Origin of the sequence: Cutibacterium equinum, assembly GCF_028021195.1 — a bacterium.
In the GTDB taxonomy this organism is placed as follows: Bacteria; Actinomycetota; Actinomycetes; order Propionibacteriales; family Propionibacteriaceae; genus Cutibacterium; species Cutibacterium equinum.
Window position 1 is genome coordinate 1,569,745 of record NZ_CP115668.1, and the last position, 25,615, is coordinate 1,595,359.

The 25,615-nt window shown below is 60.1% G+C and carries 17 protein-coding genes, 2 tRNA genes and 1 pseudogene; 6 read left to right on the plus strand and 14 right to left on the minus strand.

Going from position 1 to position 25,615, the window contains the following annotated elements:
- Nucleotides 1-23 precede the first annotated feature (23 nt).
- Nucleotides 24-407, plus strand: coding sequence for a hypothetical protein (locus O6R08_RS07185; RefSeq protein ID WP_271419407.1), 384 nt, complete (start codon nucleotides 24-26; stop codon nucleotides 405-407).
- A gap of 2 nt (nucleotides 408-409) precedes the next feature.
- On the opposite strand, the gene clpX is transcribed toward O6R08_RS07185, so the two are convergent.
- From clpX to tig, 5 genes are all read right to left on the minus strand, one after another.
- Nucleotides 410-1,702, minus strand: a complete 1,293-nt coding sequence (gene clpX, locus O6R08_RS07190) for an ATP-dependent Clp protease ATP-binding subunit ClpX (RefSeq protein ID WP_271417524.1) — start codon at nucleotides 1,700-1,702, stop codon at nucleotides 410-412.
- 217 nt (nucleotides 1,703-1,919) lie between these two features.
- A complete protein-coding gene (locus O6R08_RS07195) occupies nucleotides 1,920-2,609 on the minus strand; it encodes an ATP-dependent Clp protease proteolytic subunit (RefSeq protein ID WP_271417525.1) in 690 nt (229 codons plus the stop codon).
- Nucleotides 2,610-2,616: 7 nt separating this feature from the next.
- Nucleotides 2,617-3,222, minus strand: coding sequence for a ClpP family protease (locus tag O6R08_RS07200; protein ID WP_271419305.1), 606 nt, complete (start codon nucleotides 3,220-3,222; stop codon nucleotides 2,617-2,619).
- A gap of 81 nt (nucleotides 3,223-3,303) precedes the next feature.
- A complete protein-coding gene (locus O6R08_RS07205) occupies nucleotides 3,304-4,560 on the minus strand; it encodes an AI-2E family transporter (RefSeq protein WP_271419306.1) in 1,257 nt (418 codons plus the stop codon).
- Nucleotides 4,561-4,752: 192 nt separating this feature from the next.
- Nucleotides 4,753-6,375: a trigger factor gene (gene tig / locus O6R08_RS07210; RefSeq protein ID WP_271417526.1), complete on the minus strand. Its 1,623-nt coding sequence runs from the start codon at nucleotides 6,373-6,375 to the stop codon at nucleotides 4,753-4,755.
- Between the two features lie 247 nt (nucleotides 6,376-6,622).
- Here tig and pepT point away from each other — a divergent pair, with 247 nt between their 5' ends.
- The gene (gene pepT / locus O6R08_RS07215) at nucleotides 6,623-7,870 is read left to right on the plus strand and encodes a peptidase T (protein ID WP_271417527.1); all 1,248 of its coding nucleotides are present in this window, start codon (nucleotides 6,623-6,625) and stop codon (nucleotides 7,868-7,870) included.
- A 208-nt stretch (nucleotides 7,871-8,078) separates the two neighbouring features.
- Here the strand turns inward: pepT and O6R08_RS07220 are convergent, their stop codons facing one another.
- Nucleotides 8,079-8,321 carry a hypothetical protein gene (locus tag O6R08_RS07220; RefSeq protein WP_271417528.1) on the minus strand — a complete coding sequence of 81 codons (243 nt, stop codon included), beginning with the start codon at nucleotides 8,319-8,321 and terminating at the stop codon, nucleotides 8,079-8,081.
- A 356-nt stretch (nucleotides 8,322-8,677) separates the two neighbouring features.
- A complete protein-coding gene (locus O6R08_RS07225) occupies nucleotides 8,678-9,064 on the minus strand; it encodes a hypothetical protein (RefSeq protein WP_271417529.1) in 387 nt (128 codons plus the stop codon).
- A 916-nt stretch (nucleotides 9,065-9,980) separates the two neighbouring features.
- On the opposite strand from O6R08_RS07225, the gene O6R08_RS11445 reads away from it, so the two are divergent.
- The 3 genes from O6R08_RS11445 (at nucleotide 9,981) to O6R08_RS07235 (ending at nucleotide 12,366) form a co-directional block, all read left to right on the plus strand.
- The gene (locus O6R08_RS11445; protein ID WP_408640155.1) at nucleotides 9,981-10,499 is read left to right on the plus strand and encodes a hypothetical protein; all 519 of its coding nucleotides are present in this window, start codon (nucleotides 9,981-9,983) and stop codon (nucleotides 10,497-10,499) included.
- Between the two features lie 480 nt (nucleotides 10,500-10,979).
- Nucleotides 10,980-11,684, plus strand: a complete 705-nt coding sequence (locus O6R08_RS07230; RefSeq protein WP_271417530.1) for a sensor histidine kinase — start codon at nucleotides 10,980-10,982, stop codon at nucleotides 11,682-11,684.
- 10 nt (nucleotides 11,685-11,694) lie between these two features.
- Nucleotides 11,695-12,366 carry a response regulator transcription factor gene (locus O6R08_RS07235; protein WP_271417531.1) on the plus strand — a complete coding sequence of 224 codons (672 nt, stop codon included), beginning with the start codon at nucleotides 11,695-11,697 and terminating at the stop codon, nucleotides 12,364-12,366.
- 313 nt (nucleotides 12,367-12,679) lie between these two features.
- On the opposite strand, the gene O6R08_RS07240 is transcribed toward O6R08_RS07235, so the two are convergent.
- Nucleotides 12,680-12,750 (minus strand) — tRNA-Gly (locus O6R08_RS07240).
- 591 nt (nucleotides 12,751-13,341) lie between these two features.
- Here O6R08_RS07240 and O6R08_RS07245 point away from each other — a divergent pair.
- Nucleotides 13,342-15,777, plus strand: a complete 2,436-nt coding sequence (locus tag O6R08_RS07245; protein ID WP_271417532.1) for a histidinol phosphatase — start codon at nucleotides 13,342-13,344, stop codon at nucleotides 15,775-15,777.
- Nucleotides 15,778-16,310: 533 nt separating this feature from the next.
- Here O6R08_RS07245 and O6R08_RS07250 read toward each other — a convergent pair.
- The 6 genes and pseudogenes from O6R08_RS07250 to lysX form a co-directional block, all read right to left on the minus strand.
- Nucleotides 16,311-16,667: a hypothetical protein gene (locus O6R08_RS07250; protein ID WP_271417533.1), complete on the minus strand. Its 357-nt coding sequence runs from the start codon at nucleotides 16,665-16,667 to the stop codon at nucleotides 16,311-16,313.
- Nucleotides 16,668-17,534: 867 nt separating this feature from the next.
- Nucleotides 17,535-18,707 (minus strand): DUF2207 domain-containing protein, encoded by a 1,173-nt coding sequence (locus tag O6R08_RS07255; RefSeq protein ID WP_271417534.1) that lies wholly within the window; start codon nucleotides 18,705-18,707, stop codon nucleotides 17,535-17,537.
- A gap of 527 nt (nucleotides 18,708-19,234) precedes the next feature.
- Nucleotides 19,235-20,008 (minus strand): annotated as a pseudogene (locus O6R08_RS07260) (HNH endonuclease family protein); the annotation flags it as partial.
- A 1,111-nt stretch (nucleotides 20,009-21,119) separates the two neighbouring features.
- Nucleotides 21,120-21,195: transfer RNA gene (locus O6R08_RS07265), tRNA-Pro, on the minus strand.
- Between the two features lie 92 nt (nucleotides 21,196-21,287).
- A complete protein-coding gene (locus O6R08_RS07270; RefSeq protein ID WP_271417535.1) occupies nucleotides 21,288-22,229 on the minus strand; it encodes an alpha/beta fold hydrolase in 942 nt (313 codons plus the stop codon).
- A gap of 37 nt (nucleotides 22,230-22,266) precedes the next feature.
- Nucleotides 22,267-25,512, minus strand: coding sequence for a bifunctional lysylphosphatidylglycerol synthetase/lysine--tRNA ligase LysX (gene lysX / locus O6R08_RS07275; RefSeq protein ID WP_271417536.1), 3,246 nt, complete (start codon nucleotides 25,510-25,512; stop codon nucleotides 22,267-22,269).
- Between the last annotated feature and the right edge of the window lie 103 nt (nucleotides 25,513-25,615).

Consider the following 25,615-nt stretch of genomic DNA (forward strand, 5'->3'; position numbering starts at 1 on the left):
AAACCAACAGGAGGAGTGATCCCATGACCGGTACACGAAAGTCCGCGAAGTCGAAACTCGTCAAGACGGCCATAGCCGCCGCAACGCCGCTGGCCAAGGATCTGTGGGATTCCATCAATACGAACGGCCGTGCTGAGGCATGGGCGAAATCGGGCTATGACAAGGCCCGCAAGTCAGCAGTCTCGAAGACGGCACTGGGACGAGTTCAACTCACCGTGGATCGCGTCCTGGAATATGCCGACCACTCATCCAGCCCCCAGGCCCAGAAATGGCGCGACGAGGCCAACAACATCGCCTCCCGCATTCCACTGGTCAAGGTGCAACGCGGCAAGGAACGCCGCAAGTCCGTCTCACTCCTGCAGAAACAGGCTGACGCACTCCTTGCCGAAGTTCTCGACGAGCACTGAGGTCAGGCCGACAACCGTCCGCGCCCATGAGCCAAGCTCGGTGAGGACAGGTACTGGCACTTTCCTTCCCCGGTGATGGCTTCCCGTGTCACGACGACACGAGCGACGTCATCACGGGAGGGGACGTCGAACATGACGTCCATGAGGGTCTCCTCGATGATGGCCCGCAGACCGCGCGCGCCGGTGCCCCGGGCCACAGCCTTGTCGGCTATGGCTTCCAGAGCGCTGTCGGTGAACGTCAATTCAACACCGTCGAGTTCGAAGAGCTTCTCGAACTGACAGGTCAGGGCGTTGCGTGGTTCGGTGAGGATACGCACCAAGGCGTGGCGATCCAGCGGATGAACAGCCGTGACCATCGGCAGACGACCAATGAACTCTGGAATGAGCCCGAATTCGTGGAGATCCTCGGGGCGGACCAGGCTCAACACCTCGGCCCCTTCGATGGCGTCGCGAACACCCGGGTCGTTGTTGAACCCGAGTGGACGGGTGCCGATCCGCTTCATGATGATGTCTTCCAGACCAGCGAAGGCACCGCCCACGATGAAGAGGATGTTGGTGGTGTCGATCTGGATGAAGTCCTGCTGGGGATGCTTGCGCCCCCCTTGCGGAGGTACCGAGGCGACCGTCCCCTCGAGGATCTTCAGCAAAGCCTGCTGGACTCCCTCACCGGAGACGTCACGGGTGATCGACGGATTCTCCGACTTGCGGGCCACCTTGTCGATCTCGTCGATGTAGATGATTCCCCGCTCGGCGCGCTTGACGTCGAAGTCAGCGGCCTGGAGCAGCTTGAGCAGAATATTCTCGACGTCCTCACCGACGTAGCCGGCCTCGGTCAGAGCCGTGGCATCAGCCATCGCGAAGGGGACGTTGAGTTGACGAGCCATCGTCTGGGCCAGGTAGGTCTTGCCGCAACCCGTCGGCCCGAGCATGAGGATGTTCGACTTGCCGAGCTCCACCCCGTCGTCCTCGGCACGGCGAGCGTGCGGCACATCCACCTCGGACTGAATACGCTTGTAGTGGTTGTAGACAGCCACCGAGAGGGTCCGCTTGGCCTCCTCCTGGCCGATCACCCACGCATCGAGGAACTCATACAGCTCGCGGGGCCGGGGCAGATCGTCGAGGCCACCGATTCCCTCCGAGGAGGAGAACTCCTCCTCGATGATCTCGTTGCACAGATCGATGCACTCGTCACAGATGTAGACCCCGGGGCCAGCGATGAGCTTCTTGACCTGCTTCTGGCTCTTTCCGCAGAAGGAACACTTGAAGAGGTCTCCGCTCTCACCAATCCGCGCCATCCGGCTCTCCTCCTTGTCGGCAGGCCACCATCGTTACCTCTTTCCAGAGGTTCGTCCCCCGAGGTGGGCACCGTCCACCATAGCCGTGGACGACATCTACCCCGTCGTTGTCGTCACCCGTGTTGGGTAGCGGCGCCCAACCCTGTAGTGACCCTCGAGACTCAAGGGCCACCACAGGCTGACGAGAACTCGTCAGGGCCAACCTCACAAACCAACCTCACAAAGAGGTGAGGATGTCGTCGATGAGGCCGTACTCCTTGGCGCCCTGGGCAGTCAGGTACTTGTCGCGGTCAATGTCCTTGGACACCTGCTCGACGGTCTGACCAGTCGCATCAGCCAACATGGTCTCCATGAGCTTGCGGATGCGCTGAATCTCGTCGTCCAAGATCTCAATGTCGGTGGCCTGACCATAGGTGGCCTGACCCATCGCCGGCTGGTGGATGAGGATGGTCGAGTTCGGCAAGGACAGACGCTGCCCCTTCGCTCCAGCCGCCAGCAGCACGGCCGCAGCTGAGGCCGCCATGCCCAGGCAAATCGTCTGGACATCGGGACGCACATAGTTCATGGTGTCGTAAATCGCCGTCATCGCGGTGAAGGAGCCACCCGGTGAGTTGATGTACATGCTGATCTGACGATCGGCATCCATCGACTGCAGGCACAGCAACTGAGCCATCACGGCATTGGCGATGTCGTCGGTCACCGGGGTGCCGAGGAAGATGATGCGATCCTCGAACAACTTGGTGTACGGGTCGACGCGACGTACACCGTAGGAGGTGCGCTCCTCCCACTGCGGGATGTAGTAGTCGTTGCGCGGACCTGCCGGGGCCAGACCACCGGGAGCTGCCTGCTCGGCCTGCTCGGCGTTGAAGGCGGCCAACCGATTCTTGTCAAAGGCGTTGAATCCCATGGTCACCTCACTGATTGGGGGCGTCACCGCGAAGCTGCGACGCGTTGCTGTAGACGTGGTCGATGAGTCCGTACTCCAGGGCTTCCTGAGCGGTGAACCAGTGGTCACGGTCGGAGTCCTCGAGGATCTGCTCCAAGGTGTGGCCGGAGTGATCGGCATTGAGCTGGGAGAGCTCCCGCTTGGTGTCCTTGAGCATCTTGGCGTTGATGGCGATCTCCGTGGCAGTACCGCCGACCCCACCCAACGGCTGATGCATGAGGATCTTGGCGTGCGGCAGGGCATACCTCTTGCCGGGAGTACCGGCGGTCAGCAGGAACTGGCCCATCGAGGCAGCCATACCCATCGTCACCGTGGCAACGTCGTTGGAGATCCACTGCATGGTGTCGTAGATCGCCATTCCGCCGGTGACCGACCCGCCCGGGGAATTGATGTACAGGTAGATGTCCGCGTCGGGATCCTCGGCGTTGAGCAGCAACATCTGGGCGCACAGCGCGTTGGCATTCTCGTCCTTGACCTCGGAACCGAGGAAGACGATGCGGTTGCGCAGCAGCGACTGGTAGACGTTGTCGGTCATCCCGGCACCGCCGGTCTCGGGGCCGGCCATGGCGGGCATGCCCTGGGAAGTAGTCGAAGTGTAGTGGTTCACGACTCTGAACCTACCTCGTGGCACCGACAGTTCCACGAGCGTTCGCGTTCAGCGGTCCGCGACGAGGCCGTCGGGATCTTCATCCGGGTCATCCTCAAGGCCCTCGGTGGGACGGGAAGAGATGAGAGTGTTGAGCCAACGCGCGCCCGGATCGTGGTCGATGAGGGTGGCCTTGACCAGCAGAGAACATGGCAGCGCAATGAGGGTCCCCAGCGCACCGAAGACCCAGCCCCACAACAGCAGGGACACGAACGACATTGTCGGCGTCAGGCCAACGGCGTCACCAGCAAACTTCGGCTGAATGATCGTCTGGATGACGAAGTTGAGCACGGAGTAGGCGATGACCACGGCAATTGCTGCAACCCAGCCGTCATCGAAGAGGGCCAGCAGGGCAGGTGGGATGACACCGATGATGAAGCCGATATTGGGGATGTAGTTCGTCAGGAAGCTGAACAACGCCCACACCCCAGCCAACGGAACACCGATGATGAGCAGGGCTGCCCAGTCGAACAGCGCAACGATGAGACCAAACACCGTCGTGACGAGCCAATACTTACGAATACCGTGGGCGAAGGACTCGAGGGCGATGACAGCGCCCGGTTTTCGCTGACCAGCCATGTGCAGACGATCGTGCATCTGCGGGGTGTCCATGACCATGAAGATCATGCCCGTCAGGATGACGACGATCATCGTCACCACACTCGTGGTGTCTGAGACCAGTGAGGTCACAACCGACATCACCTGCTGAGGATCAATCTTCTTGAGTTTTTGCGTGATGACCTCTTGGGAGTAGCCCAGCCGCGTCGACCACTCCAGCAGTTGGGAGTAAATCTTCTCCATCTGCGGGATGTAGCTCTGCAGCTGACTGATCATGGCTGCAACCGACCACACCATTCCTGCCAAGCCCGCCGCCAACACGATGATGACGACGGTGCCAGCCGACGTGGCGGATATCCATCGGGGACACTTGTGTTTCACGAGCCAGGTGTGAATCGGGTAAGCCGTGATGAGCAGGTTCAGGGCGAAGAACAGCGGCGCAATGACGCTGGACAATTCGTGGAGAAGGCTCAGGCCCAGCCACGCGGCGGCCATGGTGAGCAAAACGATCGTGATCTTGGGCATGCCGTGCCTGCCGGACGTACCACTGGCCTGCTCGTCGTCCGTGGGTTGCGGCTCAAGACCAGATTCGTCGGTCATCACGGTGCTCGTCGCGTCTTGGGTCGGCTGCTCATCGGCCACTATGACGTCGCCACCAACCTCGCCGCGCTCGACTGCACGGGCTACCTCGATGTCGTCGACCACCATCTGGCGCACGTGGCGCAACTGACGGGTAGCAGGGGCAACGGAGATCCGGCGTCGAGGCCGTGGCGTGTGTGAGGGGCGTTTGCTCATCGGACTTCCTCAGGTTGACGTGGAACCGGCGCCGCGCGGACAATCCGCACGACGCCGGTAATCAACGGATCGTGTCGATCCTACGGGACTAGCAGCCCTCGATCCTCACTCGGACTTGTCGTCTTTGGCAGCCGCCTTGGCAGACTTGCTGGCCGACTTCTTGGCCGGGGCCTTCTTGGCAGCAGGCTTGTCGTCATCCTTGGCCTCGTCGGCGGCCTTCTTCGCAGCGGGCTTCTTGGCCGGAGCCTTCTTCGCAGCGGGCTTCTTCTTGGCGGCAGGCTTCTTCTCAGCCTTAGCCTGCTCGGCGGGAGCCTCCTCCTTGGGCTCCTCGGCCTTGTCGGGGCCGTCCTCGACCTTGTCGTCAGCATCCTCGGCATCCTCCGGCTTGTCGCCAATGGTGCCGTCGGGCTGGATGCGATCGAGCTCGAGGACCTCACCCTTCGCGTCCTTGACGGTGGCAGCGCCGACCATGGCAGCCAGAGCCTTGCCACGGCGAATCTCCTGCATCCAGTCGGGCAGGTGGTTGTGCTCCATCATGTGCTGGGCCTCCTGCTCGGGGGAGGTCCCATTCTGCTGAGCCTTGCGGAAGAGCAGTTCGGTCAGTTCATTCTGCTCGACGCCGATCTCGTCATCGTCAGCCATCTTGTCGAGGACGATCTGAGCCTTGAGGGCATCCAGGGAGCGCTTCTCGATCTCAGCCCAGAAATCGTCGGCATTGTCGACCTCTTCCTCGGACTCCTCGAGGTACTCCTCGACGGTCATGCCGGCCCCGGCGAGCTGCTGGCTGACCTGCTGACGGCGGGCCTCGAGTTCGGAGTCGACGAGGTTGGTCGGCAGCTCGATGTCGATCTTGGAGATGACCTCCTCGAGAACCTTGTCGCGAGCGTCGGAGGCCTGGTCCAGACGAGCCATGTTCTCGAGGGCGGTGCGCAGGTCGGCGCGCATCTCGTCGACGGTGTCGAACTGACTGACGAGCTGGGCGAAGTCGTCGTCAACGGCAGGCAACTCCTGCTCGCAGACCTTGGTGACGGTGACCGTGATGTCAGCCTCCTGTCCGCGCAGCGGGCCGCCAACCAGGGTGGAGTGGAAGTCGGCGGACTCGCCGGCCTTCAGACCGGTGACGGCCTCGTCGAGACCCTCGAGCATGCCCTCGGAGCCGACCTTGTAGGTGACGCCGGAAGCGGTGGCGTCCTCCAGGGCCTCACCGTCGCGGGTGCCATTGAGGTCGATGGTGACGAGGTCATTCTTGGCGGCAGCTCGCTCGACCTCAGTGTTGGTGGCGAAACGCTGACGCAGGGTCTCAATGCGCTCGTCAACGTCCTCGTCGGGCACCTCGACAGCGGGCACCTCGACGGAGATGGCGGACAGATCAGGCAGGTCGAACTCAGGACGCACGTCCACCTCGGCGGTGAACTCGACGACCTCGCCATCCTCCAGCTTGGTCACCTCGATGTCGGGCTGACCAAGAGGAACGACCTTGTTCTCCTCGACGGCCTTGCCGTAAGCGCCAGGCAGCGCATCGTTGATGGCCTCCTGAAGGACGACTCCGCGGCCGAAACGCTGGTCGATGACCGGAGCTGGCACCTTTCCCTTGCGGAAGCCGGGAACATTGACCTGGGCGGAAATGTCCTTGTATGCCTTGTCAAGGCTGGGCTTCAGTTCATCGAAGGGCATCTCGATCGTGAGCTTCACACGGTTGGTGCTGAGCTTCTCAAGGGTGCTGGGCACGAAGTCTCTCCTGTGGTTCCGATTCTGTCGTCCCCGTTTCAGGGAACACACATTCCACCCGATTCTAGCGATGTGGTGGCATGGGGGCCAATGAGATACCTGGGAGGTTGATGTCATGGCGCGCGATCCTGGTTTTCCCGGCGTAACCACGACCACGCCGACGATTACTCCCTCGGCCCCGCGCAGATTCTGGGATGATCCCCATGACGATTCGTCCGTGACGCCACCCACATCGAGGAAAGCCGCCGTGACTACTGCATCCATCGAACTCCAGGACGCTCTCGCTGCCCGTTTCCTGCGCTACAGCGCAATCTCCAGCCAGAGTGACGCCTCCGCCACCGTCGTTCCTTCCTCGCAGGGACAGTGGGAGTTTGCGCGGTTGCTGGCCGCAGAACTCGAGGAAGCCAAGGTCGAGGACGTCCATCTCAGTGACACCTGCGTGCTGACCGCGCGGATTCCGTCAACCCTGCCTGATGGCAAGACCGCACCGACCATCGGCTTTTGCACCCACCTCGACACCGCAGACTCAGGTCTGAGCCCAGACGTCCACGCCCGAATCGTCGAGCACACTGGTGGGGACATCCATTTGGGTGGCGACCAGTGGATCCGCCGTGAAGAACACCCAGAGATTGACGCCTACGTGGGACAGCGCATCCTCGTAACCGATGGAACCAGCGTCCTCGGAGCCGACGACAAGGCTGGAGTGGCGTCGGTGATGGAGGCCGTCGTCCGGTTGATGTCCGATCCGCGACCCCATCCTGAGGTGTACCTGTCATTCGTGCCTGACGAGGAAATCGGGCTGCGCGGAGTGCAGACGATGGACCTCGAACGTTTCCCGGTGGACTGGGCATACACCTTGGACTGCTGCGAGCTCGGTGAGGTGGTTGAGGCAACCTTCAACGCGGCCTACGCGACGGTGGTGATCGAGGGAGTTGCGGCCCATCCGATGAGCGCTTATGGCGTCATGGTCAATCCCATCCTCGTTGCCCACGACCTCATCGGGAGGTTCGACCCGACCCAGACTCCGGAGTGCACCAAGGACCGTGAGGGTTACATCTGGGTGGATGCCATCCATGGCGATCAGTCCGTGACAACGATCGACGTGAACATCCGCGATCACGACCGAGGTCGATTCGAACAGCGCAAGGACGAGATTCGCCAGGTCGTCGAGCAGGTTCGCACATCTCATCCGCGTGCCCGCATCGATGTCACCTTCAAGGACGTCTACGCCAATCTGGAGGACTCCAAGACCTCGGACAATGCAGTCGCGACCCAGCGACTCCTGGACGCCATGAGGGCTGTGGGAGTCGAGCCCATCCATCGGTCGATGCGTGGTGGCACCGACGGCTCCTGGCTCTCAACCCAGGGTATCTTCACCCCGAATTTCTTCACCGGTGCCCACAACTTCCATTCTCGGTGTGAGTTCCTGCCGTTGCCGAGCCTGGAGCGCAGCCACAACATCGTCATGGAGTTGATGCGAGGAGTCTCGTCCTAACAAACAAATTCGTCACAAAGCAGCTCATCACAGATGAGGGTGTGGATCGGTAGCCGATCCCTGGGCCTCGATGTGGGTCGAGGTCCTTGGATGATGGAAGTCCCTACACCGCCTCACCAAAGACCTCGACACGGACAACCCAGTAACATAGAGCACTGGAAGCCAGAATAAATGCTGCAGCTCCTAGCATCCATCCGAATACAAAATACTATTTAATAATCCCTTTATCCCGATATTTGCGCTGCGTCCACCGGTTCCAGACGAGCAGTACGCCAGCACCGATAAACGTAATAACAATAATTCCAGAGCATAGAGCTACACGAATCGCGATAGACTCTGCATTAGCGATCGTATCCCATGCCCCCCAAATAATAAGCGGAGAAAAGACAACTGTTAATGCGATTGCAAAAGACCATACATGGTTTTCAATCCAGTTATTCATCTCATCCATCCTTTCCAATCTAGATCTACTCAAGATGCTCGGCACCCAGATAAACCGAGATTGGCTGGGTATGCGTAGAGCCACGGACGCGCCTTGGGACAGCGTCCAACTTTTTTGATAACTTGCTTAGCGACAACCGTTGCTGCCTATACTACTGCACACCCCACAGCATTGACACCAGGAATCGCACAGATTGCAGCCTTAAGTGCAGTTCCCGCAGAGCTCACCATCAAGCTTTGTGCTGCCCGATTAAATCGAACCCACCGTCCTTTTGAATCGGTTCCAGACCAAATCTTCGGATACTACTCGTTACCTCCCGCTCGATCCATATATGGAGAATAGACCGCATCGGAGAGCTCGGCAGCTTAGCTTGATGTCGGATCTGCTTCATAGTAGAATTGCACGACTCCATTATCACCAAAAATTATTTCCGTTACGTACACGTTGCCCCCTTCGTCACTGACAGTGTAAGTAACATCACCCGCAGCAACTTTCGCTTGCATGATTATTCGCAATGCTTCATCGAGGGTCGCAAGATCATTTTCCGCAAGATTCACATCTGAATTCGTGTCATATTCCGCTAGTGGACGAAGAGACAAATCCATATCCGTAGGAACCGAGCGCGTTACTGTTGCAACCGTCTTGATATCATCTAGCGGTTGAGCCAAAGCCAAACCACTAGAACTGAACGCTAGTGAGATGGCCAGTAATCCGAAAGCTGTTGCTTTTCCTATGAGAGCCCTGTTAACCATTTTGATCTCCTTTGACGTCTAACAAGTAACTTCATAGACTCGTCTAGAATATTCAGTCTGCCTCAGGCACGATACCGACGAATGTCGGTCCGCCATACCGACATTCGTCGGCGTTGGCAAGGAGGCGTTCGCCAAGACGTACCAACAGGGCGTCCCAACAGGGCATCTAGTTGTTGCTGTCCATGACGTTATAGACGCGACCGGAGATGCGAGGGGGCAGGTCTTCCCGTCAGGATGAGTGGTCTCTGAGCCATCATCCGAAGAAAGAAAGGCCTAGCCTTGATCACCTACGCTAACTCACCGCTCGGAACACGCCGTCGTCTGGTCGTACGCTGCCAACATCGCCTGATCACTGAGGTCGCCAAGGAAAATGGGCATCTCCCGCGCGTGTGCATGGAAGTGAGTCAACCGTCACCGCAGCTTGGGTGAGTCCGGACTGCTCGACGGCTCGTCGGCCCCGGGAACCACCCCGTTGCGGATACCGACGAGGTGAGAGCATTGGCCTGCCTCCTGCGGCAAGACACGAAATGGTCCGCGTCCCGAACACGATCACAGCCTGCTATCGCGGACACATGATCTACCTGGGTGGGAAGAAAGCCAGCACGACCCCGAGGGCGGCGGCTGACACATCCACGGTCGCGACTCCGGCCAAGCCAGTCGAACCGGGCGAAGAGGGGCCAGAAAGTCGGCTACACCTACGTGCACTCCGCCATCGACGGGTTCAGTTGCCCGGCCCACACCGAAGCCCTGCCCGATAAAAATGCCTCGTGATCGGCTTCTGGCACCGGGCACAGGCTTGGTTCGCGCTCCATGCCATTCGCAATATCACAAGTCTGGTCACTGACAAGAGCCCCCGCGACAAAAAGCCCACACCTTCGAGCGCACGATCCGCAGACAGCTCGCCACACACCACTTCATCCGGGCCTACACGCCCTGCCACAATGACACAGTCGAGCACTACAACCGGATCCTCAACGAAGAGGTCCTCTACGCCGGCAATTACACCTCCGACGCCCAACGCAGCGCCGCTCTGCAAGCCTGGAACGTCCACTACAACCACCACCACCCCACACCGCCTACGGAAACCAGCCACACGCACCCCAACACGCGCCATGAACGTAATGACCCCAAACAACTAGCGACTGGATTGACGAGCCAAAAGCAGTATCCGCACCGCAAACGTAGCTGCATCGAGTGGGTTTGCGACGATACTGCCATCGACGACTACTCTCGGCTGGCCGCTATCAACATCAGCGACACGTTATACCTGGGTTACTTTCCTTGCCCGGGCCGCAACCTGGGTCTAGCCAGCAATTGGGCCTACCCGCGACCGTCGTCTAACAACCAAGCTCGCGCCAACGCCCTCGCCGACCGACCCGACTGCCAACGCGACAAGCAGAGGCCACAGCGCCCCCAAGGGAAAAAGTCCCATTAATCGAGCGCCATGAACCTACGTACTACGAACAGCTAAGCCGGGGTATCATTGTTGATGATGCCTCGCTTCTTGTTCCCTAGCTACACGCGCTCCACATTGGTGCAGCCTCTGGTTGTCGGATTATCGACCCTCTTCCTTATAGTGTCCGATATAACCACGAGTATTTCTAACCAGCACCACGCTTCATTATTTGGCGATTTTTCTTCTCTCATCCTTATAGTATTATTTGTAGCTGGAGGATGGCTAGAAGCGTTCGAGTTCATTTTCGTTGCCTGCTATATAGCTTTTAATGCATTAAACATGAGCCACAGTTTTGATATGATGAGCTTTGGACTCAGTGCGCTCATGGTGCTGTGGTTAGCGCGATCATGGATTGTCCCAACCGTGCTAGTGCTGTTATTAACTGGAATAACAGCCACGGCAGTGAGCACCACACCCAGCGTGTAAGCGTTCAGTTCATTATTCACTGCTGCGCTCGTCATGATTGTCGGCTTAGTGCTCCGCTGGCATAGCGGGCGGCGACTATTGGCTGAACAGGAAAAAGAACTTCTACGCGCCAGCGTCGTGGAAAGCCGCCGCGAGTTGGCTCGCCAACTGCATGATACGACAGCTAAAGATTTGGCTCACGTCGCTGTGCTAGCCCAGGATATCGCGATACGCCACCCTGAGCTGAATGAGGAAATGGATCCACTGGTGAGTGCAGCAACCAGTGCTTCTAGACGTATCCGACCAATGATCCTGGCCATCGACACTTCAGCTACTGAACCTACTTTGCCTGACGTTATTGAGCAGGTAACACGGATGCTGAAAACTAGGAACATCACATTGGATTTGATGGCCTGCGAAGATTTAGATCGTCTGCTTAGCCACCAACAGCGGCGAACGGCAGCGTTAGCGATCCGGGAGTGTTGCTCAAATATCCTGGAGTATGCGCCCAGCGATTCTTTGGCCACGCTCGTGGCGGAGCGGAACGACACGAACGGATTGCTCACTATTTCGCTAAGTAATGAGATTGCCGCCCAGCCCGCAGCGCCAGCTTTGAGCAGCGGATACGGGCTTGAAAACCTGGGGGGAAGAATCCAAAATGAAGGTGGCACCATGGATATCACTAACGCCGGCGGACAATGGCTCACCGTTATCAACCTTCCCGTCGACACACCTCAACCGCAGCACGAAGGCACTTAAGGGGCAGATCATGAGTAGCGCAGACGATATCCGAATCTTGATTGCTGATGACGATCGGATCATTCGCGACGGCCTGGCGAGCCTTCTTAACTCTCAGCAAGGTCTGCAGGTGGTAGCCAAAGCTGCTAATGGCGTGCAAGTCTTTGATCAGCTCGACCTACATCGAGTAGATGTGGCCTTACTAGATGTAGATATGCCCATAGTGATCGGAATTGAAGCAGCCCGCAGGATCAACCGTGAGCATCCGGAAATCACGATAATTATTCTCACTGCTTTTGAGCATGAAGAATCCCTCGGAATGGCTATCGGGGCTGGCGTTCGCGGCTTCCTCACTAAAGACATCCCTGCCCCTGAACTTGCGGAACTGATCCGTAAGGCGAAAGCCGGACAACAAGTTATGTCACCACGCCCCACCGAGATCATTACAGCCGCTTACGCCCAAGCACAGAAAGACCGCGAACAATACGCTGATTTCATCACGACAGTACAAGCATTACCCGATCATTTACGTCCTACGTTCCGCCTGCTATTAAAAGCGTTCGCCAACAAAACCATTGCTCGCCAAACCAAGCTCTCCGAAGCAACCGTGCGGTCCTATGTTTCAGATATCTTAGCCCGCACCGGATGCGCTACCAGAGGTGAATTAGCCATCACCGCAATCAAAGCCGGGATCAGAGAATGATCGAGGATCTCCATACTGCACCTCCTATAACAATCTGCCTTAGAATGCAGTAGTATAAATTGCTATTGTCTTTTCACACACAGGACAAGTTACTGGACGATCAGGGGCAAACGGCCATATAGAAAATATATTCTATATAGAACTACTGCGAGAGCAATGGATTTTCCCAATTGAGGCGTAGGGGGTCGGGGCAGTCTGCACGAGGGTTTCATATACCCAGCAACGCCCATGTCAAACTTGGTCAACACTCATGGGACACTTGCACCACAGCCGCGAGAGACAGCCGCCGATTTACTGTTCGCGACGTTCAGAGAGCGGATGACGGGAATCGAACCCGCGTAGCCAGTTTGGAAGACTGGGGCTCTACCATTGAGCTACATCCGCATGCCCCCGTGGGGACCTCGACAGCATACATGGATTCGCCGTCGGCGTCACATCGACCATGGAGCAGTTCTCAGCGATGGCGCGAACTCGTCGGCTGGGCAAACCGAAGACTCACGTCGGGGCCAGCAGTCACGGGGGATCAGGTACCGGCAGCACACACTGCGTACCGAGAGATCGAACATGTGCGCATGCGTCACTCCAAAGGCCAGGAAGAGACATGGAGCCGTTCCCCATCCCTTCTGAGCCGAGCCATTGTCGAGCCACTGAGGAACCGTGTTCTCCGATAACGACATTCTTACACCGTTTCGACAAGGCATATTTGTTGGTACGAAACATTCGCAGCGAGCAGGAGGTTCACGGCTGGACAGCCCCATGTGGTACAGGAAAAGGACGACGATGATGGCAGCCGAGTGCGCAGTGCTGACGTCCCAGGCCGGACGGTTGTGATGTCCGGGTTGTGTCGCACCCGAGCCGACCATCGCCACGTAAATGCCGGGTGAACGAGACATGAGCGCGGCGGTCGTGGGAGTTGGTTCGGGGTTCATCGAACGCAGTTAGGTTCTCCAGTGACCCCACGTCTCAGGAGGATGAATGCGCTCCCACGACCATGACCACGATCACACTTCGGATGAGGAATACCTCGCCGCCCAAGTTGTCGGCGACATCGAGCTGGCCCGAATGGGCGTCAGCCGCCGTTCAATCATGAAGGCCGGCATTGCTGCGGCCGCTGCCTCCGTCGTCGGTGGCTTCATCGTCAACGGCACCTACGCCTCAGCAAAAACCCCGGACGTCGACGGTGCCGGTGCGGGCAACATCGACCCGGCCAAGCTGCAGTGGCTGGTGGGCGACCACCACGTACACACCCAGTGGAGCCAGGACGCCAAGTACAAGACTGAGCACATGGTCGATGCCGCCGAATACTTCGGCGTCGATTGGATGGTCTTCGCCGAGCACTCCAACTGGCAGCACACCAACCCTGAGCGCATCAGCGACAAGCTGCGCGAGCTGATTGCCGACCCCAACACCGAACAGGCAGACAAGGACGCCTACACCCGGGTGCTCACCATGATCATGCAGAACTCGGCCACAGACGGTGCGGGTGGCTCTCGCGCTGACATCTTGGCCGAGCGCAAGCAGCATCCCAACATGCTGATCTTCCAAGGCCTGGAATGGTATGTCCCCGGTGCGGAGCATGCCACGGTGATTCTGGACGCAGACGATGTGACTGACGTGCTGCGCCAGTTCGAATTCACCTACGACGGCAAGATGAACAAGTGGGAAGACCAGCCCTCCCCCGGCTCTGCCAAGCACAAGGAAGAGATGGAGATCGCCAAGGCGGGTATCGCCTGGCTCGGTGAGCAGAAGAAGGCCGGCAAGGTTCGTGACGCTCTGGTGATGATCGCTCACCCGATGCGTAAAGCCATGTTCCACCCGAACTTCGTGCGAGATTGGCACGACGCCACCCCCGACATCTTGGTGGGTATGGAGGGTGCCCCCGGCGCGCAGGGCTACGCCTATGGCCGCAACGTCGACCCCGGTGACGACCGTGGCGAGTACGGACGGGACCCGTCGGGCTACAAGAACGCCTTCCCCGATTTCGTCACCGAGGACCGCAAGTTCATGTACCTCTACGGCGGCTGGGACTCCATGACCTCCATCGTCGGTGGTTTCTGGGATTCGATGCTGGCTGAGGGTCGACGCTTCTACATCACCGCCAACTCCGATGCCCATCTGTACACCTGGCACACATGGAGCCTGGGCAAGTATCCCTACCAGATCGATCCGAGCAGCGGCGACAAGACCGACTTTTACCAGCGCATCGAGGATGTGGACAACGGGCTGAAGGGCTCCGACGAGCAGGCCGACGGTTGGGAGGAGTCTGCTCGGATGGCCAGCATTGGTGGCCGCCGTCCCAACCCCTACGATGAGCTGCGTAACCGTGAGGCAGGCGACATCCTCGTCAAGGATGCCAGCGGCAAGTGGGTGATTTCCGGCGACCTGATGAGCGACAGCAACGTGGCAAACTTGGTGGATGAGGCCAAGCCCTACGACAAGGCCCAGTCGGGTTCCGATTTCTGGCCTGGCCAGTTCACCCGCGTGCACACTGGTGCCGTCGAACGCAGCTACGCGGCCGTGATGGACGCCCTGCGCAACGGCCGCTCCTGGAGCGACCACGGCCACCTGCTGAAGGGCTTCGTGGTGAAGGCAACGTCGGGCACCAAGAGCGCCACTTTGGGCGAGACCCTCCAGGTGGTCAAGGGTCAGGACATCACCGTCGAGATGACGGTCACCAAGACCGACTACACCGTACGCTACATCGATGCCGAGATCGGCCGCGAGGAGCGCCCCGATCCGCGCAAGCAGTTCGTGGACGTTATCCCGAACCTGGCCTTCGTCGACATCATCGCAGGCCCGATCACCGGGCCAACCGCCGAGAAGGATCGCGCCAGCCATCGCGCTGAGGGCACCAAGGTGGCCCAGATGATCGATGTTGCGGACAAGAAGGGCACCTTCACGATCACCCACACCTTCACCAATGTGCAGTCCGACTTCTACTTCCGGTTCCGAGGTGGGGACGGCAAGAACACCGGGGTTGGGTTCTACGGCAAGGATGTTGACCCGCGCGGCCCGCAGAAGCATGGCGAGGAGATCCGTTCCGGCAATCCTTGGCTGGACACGTGGTTCTACGCCAACCCGATCTTCGTCGAGGTCGTCGATGAGCCCAAGCCGAACCCGACCGGGTCCGCCACGCCAACCGGGTCCGCCACGCCAACCGGGTCCGCCACGCCGAGTGAGTCTGCCACCGCAAGCCCAACCGGGTCCGCCACTGCCAGCGGATCTGCCACCGCAAGCCCAACCGGGTCCGTCAGTGCGAGCCCGACCGGCGGACGCACGCCGCATGGGTCTGTGCATCCGTCCGGGCATGGCACGCCCAGCCAAACGAAAGCGACCAACACCCCGATCACCATCGAGACCAGCAAGCCCAAGAAGACCCAGGCCAAGAAGCTGCCAAACACTGGAGCCTGATGCCTGAGGTGATCTGTTTGTAATCGCGAACCACAGCGGCGGGTGGGTGAGCCAAGCGCATCACCCACCCGCCGCCGTTGTGTCAGTGGCTAATCAACTCGGGGCCGCGGCAAACGCGGCGGAGAAAGGTTCCGATGACGAAACACGCGCGCCGATGATCGGCGTCAATCGCAGCAAATCTGAGCCGCACCCTTCAAGACACTGTTTATCGAAGTGGACGCTATCGCAGTTCTGCGCCTCGGGATGAAAGATTTTCTCCCGTCATCTCCGGTCTCGTCTCGCAACAGCCAGCCATCCCGGCCCCTGGCCTTGTTGCGGAAAACTGATGAATGGAACCTAGAACTGTTTTCCTGTCAGGTCACCCAGCAGCGGGTTAAGGCGTTCTTACATAGGACACGACGCATGCTGAGGTGTCATAAAGTAGCGGGTTTCCCCCGGTTGGTGTGCCAGGGCGCCTCGCCAACCTATTTCTGGGGATTCAGCCTCAGCCCCACTATCGACCATCGCGATCGTCGTGATGAACCACTCGGGGTTCAGCCCAGGACCGTGAAGGTCCTGCAGGAGGGCTGACCCAGCGGAAGACTTGTGTCACTCGGCCAATCGCAGTTGCGCGACTTGAACCTGATGGTCAGCCTCTGGCCATCCAGATCAAAACCCGAGCCTTCTCGCGAGTCAGCCGTCTTGCTCCCGAGTCGAACCCCTTGGGCCACGTCGATCCTCGCGGGACTCTCGGGGTCAAACGTTTGAGCCTTGAACGAGGTCGGTTTGTCGAACACAAACACCACGTACTTGTACGAGATCGGCTCACCGTTCGGCGTATGGCTCTCTCCGGTGAACTGCGCCGCTTCAAGGGCATTCATCACCCGCACCGTGCCCTCGACGGTGTTCATCGGCAGCTTCTTCGACGTCGCCTTCTTTACCTTCTTTGGCTTCTGCGATGTCGGCTTGTGCTTGGGAGTCTTGACTGGCGCTACGGCGACACGGGTCGGGGTTGAGGTTGGAGTGACAGTCGACTCGACCACGCTCGGAGTCGGGCTTGGAGTAGCAGAGCTTTCTTCCGGAGTAGGAATAGGAGTTGGCGAGGTCGTCTCGGATGGGGCCGGTGCAGACGATGTCACCTGGCTTGTCACCGGATTCTCGGCAGCAGTATTCGAGGAATCACTTGAGGAACATCCTGTGACCAGGAGTCCAGCAGCGGCAAGGAGGCTCGTGAGTCGTATCAGGGTTGGCATACGATTCGGCACTGTGCTATCCTTTCAGCTTCGTTATAACCGCGGATAGCCTAGCATCTACGGGATACACATGTATTCTCATTACACAAACCTCGGAACCGATGTTGCGACAGCCCGCACCCGCCGAAACAGCACCGATGAAGACGGCTTGTGAACCGACCATCATTGCTTTGTCAGACCCGACGCCGAGAAACCAATAGCGCTCTTCACCGCACTACGGATAGCCCACGGACACAACCCATACGCGGACACTGATACCACGGCCTAGGGTGTTTTCCCGACAAGGCGTGGGAGATCGTATTCGATGCGTGCGGTGCCGACGATCGGCGCGGCCTGGCCCAGTCGTGGTCATCACTGGGTACATGCGCCAGATGCGACTGCACCCCAGCCGGCACACAACCGCAGGAAGCCAGACGGAGCGGTACGTCGTCGGGGCGCCACGCAGTTGCTGCATGTGACGCACGCACGGTGGCATTGGCGGGCGTCCTCGAAGGCGTGCCCGCCAATGCCAGCCGGCGCTTGTAACTAATGATCCTGCGGTGGCTGCTGCGGACCACCCTGCCACGGCTGTTGCGGGTACTGTTGCGGCTGCTGTGGTTGCTGTGGCGGGTACTGCGGTGGCTGCTGCGGACCACCCTGCCACGGCTGTTGCGGGTACTGCGGATGTGTCCTCTGCTGCGCCTGTTGCGGGTACTGCTGTGGATACTGCTGTGCCCGTTTCTGGGCAGCGGCGTCGTTTCGTCGCCTGCGGAGGATGAGCCACACGATCACCACAACAACGCCGATGAGTGCCAGGACGCCGACGACGAAGCCTACGAACTTTGCGACATCGAAACTGGACTGGTCGTCGTCGGAATCCTTGGTTGAACTGCCGGCGGCAGGCGTCTTCGACACACTCGGACTCGCTTCTATACTGTTTGACTCCCTCTCCGACGGCGAGGGCTCGGCAGTGGACTCCGATGGTTCGGCGCTGGCCAATGGCGTATCTGACGCCTCCGGCGAGTAGCTCGGCGTTACCGTCGACGACGAATCGTTGGGCCGCTCGGGTTCACCGATGTGACCAGTGAGTGCGGTCAGGACACCGGCCTGGATGACCACGTCAGTTCCTCTCGGCGCTTGGCGACCCGAGAACGTGACGGACTTACCGTTCTGTTCCGTGCGACAGATCTTCTTGCCATTGACGGTGCAGTTCACCTGGTCAATCTCCCAGGGCGTCGATACAGTGGCTTCCCAGTGCTTGATCAGCGGGTTGTCTGGCGACAGGTGGCGTCGTGAGAACACCGTCCATGGCTGGTGCTCGGTGAGGGCGTGAGCGAGTGTGTATTCAAGCCGCCACGGCCCGGACTTGATGGGATAGTCCTTGGCCTCGACCGTGTACCTACGGAGGCGCTGACCTTGGTGACCGGCCTCATAGGTGAGGTGAGTCTTGGGCTGTTTCCCATCCGGTCCCACGATGCGTACGCAGCTCAGGTCGTTGCGGCCTGCGACGCCCACCGGCACTGAAAAGTACACGCGATCAACGTTGGTCGTGAATCGCCATGTCACCGTCGACTTCGTGGTCATGCTGCCGTCGGCGTGGATCTCGTAGGTGGTGACGTGGTTGGATAAGTCGCCGATTTCATCGGCTGATGCCGGGACCGTCATCAGACCCAGCATCATCACGATGAGGCCGAGAAATGCCATGGTACGAGCACGCATGTGAAAAACGTTAAAGGAGCGTAGGTCACAGGGGCGTCTTCTCGGATGAAGTGCAGCTGGTCAACCTCGGCCTGGGTGCGACATGCCGTCGTCGGTCAGCACGGCACAACGACACGATAGCGTTTCCCGCGATCGTCACTACGGGTCGAGCTGCCGCGACGGCCACGTCACTTTTTCCAGCGCAGACGGCCATCTTTGGCGACCTTGCACGTCAGCACTGTGCCTTTCTTTGTCACCCCCTGTGAGCCTTCACCTGAGCAGAACGATCCCCCATGCACCGTCTCCCGGCTTGGCTGCTCCCTCTTCGTCGAGCTGGATTCTGTGTGGTGTTTGGCTTTCTTTGTCGACTTTGATTCCGCGTGACGTCTTGTGGACCCACCGGTCGCAGAATGGCGAGTCGTGGGGGCTGTGTGGCGGGGCTTTGCAGCAGGTTTGGCGGCACGGGTCGCGGCAGGCTTGGCCGCACGGGTCACAGCAGGCTTGACAGCATGGGTGCCACCACCATGTCCGAGCACCACCGGGGCCCCGGAACTGGTCGGCAGCTTCTGGGCAGGGCAGCCGTGCAGGATACTCGCGACGGCGTCACGCTCGGGACTGGTCACCCACAGGTGGTACTTCGTCTTCACTGCCACCTGGCGCGCCACGTAGGCGCAACGGAACGGCTTGTTGGGTGGCAGCCACGTAGCAGCGTCACCATCACCCTTGGCCTCATTTGTGGGACCGTCAACGGCCAACAGGTTCAGCGGGTCGTTGGCGAATGCCTCACGGCTGTCTTCTGAGAGCTGTTGGGCTCCGGTCTGCCACGCGTTCGACAGGGCGACCACGTGGTCGATCTGGACTGCGTTGGAGCGTGGGCCGCGCTTGAACGCGATGGTTCGCCCGGTGTAAGGGTCGGGCAGGTCGCCGGATGTCACGGTGCAGTCGCCCGTTCCCGGCTTGTAGGTTTTGTTGACCAGGTCGCGGCGCAGGATGTCGTTTCGGGTGTCACAGCCGTTGCGGTCTACGTCAGCCCACGCCTGGCCGAACTGGTCTCGCGAGTACCCGGTCTTCGGGGCTCGCCCCTTGATAGGCAGCGCGGCAAGGGCGGCCGCAGCAGTGCCCTGCCCGGCCTTCCCCGACGCCTTGGGGCTGTGCGCAACGGTCGCAGTGGGCGTGACGCTGGTCGTCGGCGTGGGCGTCGGCGTGGCCTCGGCCTCCTGCGTCTTTGCCTGTACCGCCTGGGTTGAGGTCTCACTCGGGCTGGCCGTCTTGTCGGCGTCAGTACCTCCCGCGATGGCGGCGATAGCGATGATGACGGCCATCACGATGGCGGCGCAGCCGCAGCCTTTCGCTGTTTTCTTGCCCTTCCCGTTGGCGCTGGGGCTCGGGTCGGGGTGCTCGTTGGACATTCTTACTCCGTTGTCATGCTGCCGCGATGCGGCTCATGTGGTCACGCTCACCGGCAGTGAGGCGTGCTAGTCAGGTGGCGAGGATGGCGTCTGTAACCCACCGGCTCAGGGCGGCATCCTCGGATGTCGAATCTGATATGGCGTCGGACACGGCAGTCAGGTCGGGTAGCAGCCATCGGGCTGTGGCAACCTTGACCCGCTCCTCGCATGCTGGCGGCTGGGGTGTCAAGAGGCCCAGCCGGATGTGGGACCGGGTGCTTCGTCGGCTGCCATGCGACGCAAGGTCTCGTATGTGACGGCCCCCTTGGGTAGATTCGCCGCACGGTACATCGCGATGAGGATTGGGATACTGAGGTCCCGCTGGCGGTTTACGATGAGCCGATCGAGAGCTGCCACGTCATCCATGATCAGGTTCTTGCGTCGTGGCGAACATGTTAGAAGGGTATCGTCTGCACAACTGAGTGCCGCCAGGTGAGGTCGCGAAAACCCAGTCCCACCAGGGACTGCACGCTACTGACTTGCCGGTACGAGCCACGACCACCACGGCCTGTCGCCAGAGCGCGCCGACGACGCTCACTGCCGCAGACAGATCCAGCCGCGGTCACCGGATGCACACAGCAATTCGTATCGCTCAGCGAAATACCGAATGAGCGTTGAGCTTTCGACGAAGGGCATTGCCCGGGTTCCCGGGGATGTCCCGAGGCAGCCCGCAGGGTCGGAGTATCCACCAGAGCATTGCCCGGGTTCCCGGGGATGTCCCGAGGCAGCCCGCAGGGTCGGAGTATCCACCAGAGCATTGCCCGGGTTCCCGGGGATGTCCCACACCCCAGGAGAGCATGACCGCAGGTACGGTTTGGGTACAGATCGTCTGAGACCGTGCAGGCAAAACCCCTAGCCACAGTCGTACCCGGTACAGTCACATAGCGACGCTCAGAGCCACCCCGCACCGCTACCTGCCACATGGCGAGGGCGTAGAAAAAACCACCTGACAAGCGGTAATGCCGTCAAAGTGGCCCTGACTAGGTGGTCGGGGCGACAGGACTCGAACCTGCGATCTCCTGCTCCCAAAGCAGGCGCGCTAGCCACTACGCTACGCCCCGTCTCGTCGCGACGTCCGCGACGAGAACGTCGACAGCTTAGTGGATCACCCCGTCACCGGGCCAATGGGCCACCTCGCCGCCGGGAAATCCCGTCACCGCGTCACCGAACGAATGGCGTCGGCAATAGCCTCAGGACGGTCCAACATCATGAGGTGATGGGAGTTCTCCACGACGAGCAACGTCGCACCGAGCATCGCGGCCAGACGCTCATGGAGGCCCAGATCCTGTTCCTGTCCCGAATAGACCGCCGACAACAACACCGTCGACGTGCCCGGCCACGGATGGTCCGAACGGACGACCATGAGATCCCATGCCTGCCGGTCGTATGCGATCCACTCAGCTACCGCCATCGCCATGGCGTCAGGACTCCCATAGACCCGGTGCAGCCGATGTTCATGAAATTGATGCCACACCGCTTTCCCGGACCTTCGCGTCTGTGCCATCACCCCAATGGCAAAAGCGTTGCGGCCCAACGAGCCCGCCACGGAATCCATCAGCTTGTAGACGGCATTCGGTAGCGCGATGCTGCGTTCGCGTGGCGGATGAATCGGCCATTCCACTGACGGGTCCACGAATACGATTCCGGCGACGGCGTCGGGATGGAGTCGAGCGAAGGCTTCTGCGTGGAAAGCTGCCATGGAGTGGGCAACGAGAACGACTTTCCGCGGCTCCTTGGTGTCCCCATGCCCTTGGATGATCTCGACCAATTCGGTCAGACTGTCGATCTCCTCGCCGAGATCCGGGTAGCGTCCTGGCCACGCTGTTCCGCCCAGGCCAGGCCGGTCATAGGTGACGACGTTGAAGTCCTGCAAGCGATCCACGACCGGTTTCCAGAAATCACTCGATGCTGCGGCGCCAGCCATGAGCACGATGACCGGTTTATCGTCGTTGGCATCGGGTCCTTCCCCGTCGTCGTAGACGACGCGAATTGGCCTTCCACCGAGCTGGCGAACCGACGTCACGGCGCCATGGGATGAGTCAAGAACCTTGTGACCGTTCCCCTCCGATTCGCCGACCTCAGCATCCTCGTTCATGGTCATTCCCTCTCTCACACCACACTTGTCCTGGGCCTCACGACGTGCGCGGACGCACGAGCGGGAAGGCAATCGTCTCGCGAATTGACGTGTTCGTCAGCATCATCACCAACCTGTCCATTCCCATTCCCATTCCCCCCGACGGAGGCATGGCGTATTCCAAAGCCTTCAGGAAGTCCTCGTCCAGCTCCATGGCCTCCGGATCTCCCCCGGCTGCCAGCAACGACTGGGCGGTGAACCGCTCACGCTGGATCACCGGATCGACGAGCTCGGTGTAGGCAGTAGCCACCTCGGAACCAAAGATGATGAGGTCCCACTTCTCGGCTAGGCGCGGATCGTCACGATGCTGGCGGGTCAACGGAGAGACGTCGGTCGGAAAGTCGCAGAAGAAGGTCGGTTCGACGGTGACGTGCTCGCTGAGGTGTTCGTGCAACTCGAGGATGACGTCGCCACGGCTCCACTTCGGCATCGTCGCGATACCAACCTTGTTGGCGTATTCGATGAGTTTGTCCTTGGGGGTGTCGGCGCTGACCTCTTCCCCCAGTCCTCGCGAGATTCCCTCGTTGACGGTCACGACATGCCACTCGCTGGCCAGGTCGATCTCGTGGTCAACTCCCTTGTGGTCACGTCCCCGCACCACGGTGTCACCGATCGCGTTGCGCGCCGCTGCAAGGATCATCTCGCGCGTGAGATGGCGCATCTGCACGTAATCGCCATAGGCCTGGTAAGCCTCCAACATCGTGAACTCAGGATTGTGAGTGGCGTCAGCTCCCTCATTGCGGAAGTTCCTGCCGATCTCGAAAACTCGTCCAACTCCGCCAACCATGAGCCTCTTGAGGTACAACTCCGGGGCAATGCGCAGGTAAAGGTCCAAGTCGTAGGCGTTGATATGTGTGCGGAACGGCCGAGCATTGGCGCCACCGTGGATCGTCTGCAAAATTGGGGTCTCGACCTCGAGGTAATCGTGACTCAGCAAGGTTTCACGCACCGCACGGATGGCGTTCGAGCGAGCCCTCAACTGATGCTGAGCAGCCGGGTTGACGATGAGATCGAGGTAACGCTGTCGCACCTTCGCCTCAGGATCATTGAACCCCGACCGTCTCGATGGCAACGGCCGCAGCGATTTCGCCGCCAACCGCCACGAACTCGTCTCCAAACTCAGTGTTCCATTGCGAGATGCGCCCACTGTCCCGCATGCCACAAGGTGGTCTCCCAGAGACACCACGTGACGGAATTCCCGGAGTCCATCGGCTCCCAGAGACTCCCGCTCCAACACCAACTGGCATGACCCGGTCCAATCGAACAGGTCGACAAAGATGACGCCGCCATGGTCACGGCAGGCGTCGATCCGCCCGGACACCGTCATCTGCTCACCAGTCGCCTCGACCACGACGTCGCCAGGACGGTGATCGGGCTTGCAATCGGGCGGATAGGCCTGGACCCCGGACTCGATGAGTCGTTCACGTGTGGCCATCCGGGTACGAACCTGCTCCGGGAGACGCCGCTGTGGGAGGGCAGGAGTGCGCCTCTCATCCAAGAACTCCGCGATCTCAGGATGACCGCTGATCGAGTAGATCGGTTGCGGCGGGGGCTCCACCGGGTAGAGCCAGCGCGGAATGTCGAGCTGACCCTCGGCAATACCCATCGCCAGACCAACCTGAGCCAGGTCAGAGGTATCGGCGAAGTTGAGGTAGCGGGTCTGCCAGCTCGGCTTGTACTTGACGTTGGATCGATAGAGCTGCTCAATCTGGAACCACTTCGAGGCAACGAGCACGAGCCAGCGGTTGAGACGGCGTACCGGGGATGCGCCGACACGAGCACCTTCCTCGATCGCCTCACGGAACACTGCGAAGTTCATCGACACACGCCTGATGCCGATCTCGGGCCCGGCAGCCATGAGACCGGCAACCATGAGCTCGGTGACCCCGTTGTCGGCCCCGTCCAGGTCACGGCGCATGACGTCAAGGGATAATCCGTCAGCACCCCACGGCGCGAAGGAGAGAATGCCTGCCGTCTGGCCAGCACACGGACCATCGTCGGGGTACAGCGCCTCCACCATGACGCATCGTCCGTCGAGCGGGTCTCCCAGCCGAGAAAGCGCCATCGAGAACCCCCGCTCGTCACCATTCTGGCGCCATTTGTCGGTGAGATCGATGAGACCTTGGAGCTCGTGAGGATTGATGTCCTCATGGCGACGTACTCGGGTGGTGTATCCCATTGCGCGCAGCTTGGTGACAGTGCGGCGCACCGGCTTGAGATCGGGATCATCGAGGCTGAACGTCGCGGGAGAGATGATGGCCTCGTCGCCGATACGCATGGCCTTCAGCCCGGCCTGATTCCATGCCGTCGCGCCTTCCTCGGAGGTGCCGACGACGGCGGGAACCCAACCATAGGTGTGGGCCAGGTCAAGGAATGCCTCGATAGCACCTCGCCACTGATCCGCAGGGCCAACGGGATCTCCCGAGGCCAGTGCGACCCCTGCTTCGGTTCGATAACACACTGCCGCATGGCCGTTTCGCGAGAACACGACCGCCTTGTCACGACGCAGGGCGAAATAGCCGAGAGAATCCGCCGGATTGTCGTCCAGGAGCCGGCGCAACCGCAGTTCGTCGGACAAGCTCATCATGGCGAGGTTGCGCTGAGATCGCAGAGTGACGATCAGGGCAGCGACCAGCACGAGGGCAAGGAGGAAGGAAATCACCTTCTGCACCCAGTACGCAGTGGTGGGGGGCGGTGCAATCTCGGTTCCATTACCGCGAATGATCCGATTGACGATGTACACCAAACGGTTGCGAGGCCGCTCGACACCGCCAGTCAACCAGACCAGCAACCAGCCGATGAGGCCAGTCGCCAACAACCCACCGCCGAGAACGCCGATGGCCTTGCCGAGATTGGCCCGAACCGTGTGCGCCGCAAAGTCCTTACGATGAGTCAGCAGGGCCGTGAGGATCCAGCCGACGGAGAAGACATTGAACAGATAGCCGGCGATATTGAGGTCATTCAGGGTGTCCGTCGGGCTGCCCATGATGACCTCGGCAACAACAACGACGAAAAACGCGGCCGCGACAAGCCACATCAGTCCGAAGACAATAATGCTGACCCACCAGGCGAACCTCTTGCGCCGCGACAGCGCATCCGCTAGCACCAGCAAGACGACAGCGCCCGCCCAGCCAAAGCCATCGATCGGGAAGATGAGCACCGAGAACAGGTTGTTCACGGCTGCGACCCATGCCGTGCGGCTGAAGACCAAACGCAAGACGATGAGCGCAACGGCGATGTTCATCAATCGAGGTACGACGACCACCGGCGTCGACCTCGGATTCGGGGTCGACCTCGGATTCGGGGTCGACGGAGAACCAGACCGCGTTCGGGCTGTCGTTGCCGCT

What these genes read in the sequence shown, in the direction of transcription:
- O6R08_RS07225 (WP_271417529.1), bottom strand. Translation starts at nt 9,064, where the DNA reads ATGGTTAACAGGGCTCTCATAGGAAAAGCAACAGCTTTCGGATTACTG.
- O6R08_RS07230 (WP_271417530.1), top strand. Translation starts at nt 10,980, where the DNA reads ATGATTGTCGGCTTAGTGCTCCGCTGGCATAGCGGGCGGCGACTATTG.
- O6R08_RS07195 (WP_271417525.1), bottom strand. Translation starts at nt 2,609, where the DNA reads ATGGGATTCAACGCCTTTGACAAGAATCGGTTGGCCGCCTTCAACGCC.
- lysX (WP_271417536.1), bottom strand. Translation starts at nt 25,512, where the DNA reads ATGAACATCGCCGTTGCGCTCATCGTCTTGCGTTTGGTCTTCAGCCGC.
- O6R08_RS07205 (WP_271419306.1), bottom strand. Translation starts at nt 4,560, where the DNA reads ATGGTGGTCGACGACATCGAGGTAGCCCGTGCAGTCGAGCGCGGCGAG.
- O6R08_RS07200 (WP_271419305.1), bottom strand. Translation starts at nt 3,222, where the DNA reads ATGCCCGCCATGGCCGGCCCCGAGACCGGCGGTGCCGGGATGACCGAC.
- O6R08_RS07220 (WP_271417528.1), bottom strand. Translation starts at nt 8,321, where the DNA reads ATGGATGAGATGAATAACTGGATTGAAAACCATGTATGGTCTTTTGCA.
- O6R08_RS07250 (WP_271417533.1), bottom strand. Translation starts at nt 16,667, where the DNA reads ATGAACACCGTCGAGGGCACGGTGCGGGTGATGAATGCCCTTGAAGCG.
- O6R08_RS07245 (WP_271417532.1), top strand. Translation starts at nt 13,342, where the DNA reads ATGCGCTCCCACGACCATGACCACGATCACACTTCGGATGAGGAATAC.
- O6R08_RS07235 (WP_271417531.1), top strand. Translation starts at nt 11,695, where the DNA reads ATGAGTAGCGCAGACGATATCCGAATCTTGATTGCTGATGACGATCGG.
- clpX (WP_271417524.1), bottom strand. Translation starts at nt 1,702, where the DNA reads ATGGCGCGGATTGGTGAGAGCGGAGACCTCTTCAAGTGTTCCTTCTGC.
- O6R08_RS07270 (WP_271417535.1), bottom strand. Translation starts at nt 22,229, where the DNA reads ATGAACGAGGATGCTGAGGTCGGCGAATCGGAGGGGAACGGTCACAAG.
- O6R08_RS07255 (WP_271417534.1), bottom strand. Translation starts at nt 18,707, where the DNA reads ATGCGTGCTCGTACCATGGCATTTCTCGGCCTCATCGTGATGATGCTG.
- O6R08_RS07185 (WP_271419407.1), top strand. Translation starts at nt 24, where the DNA reads ATGACCGGTACACGAAAGTCCGCGAAGTCGAAACTCGTCAAGACGGCC.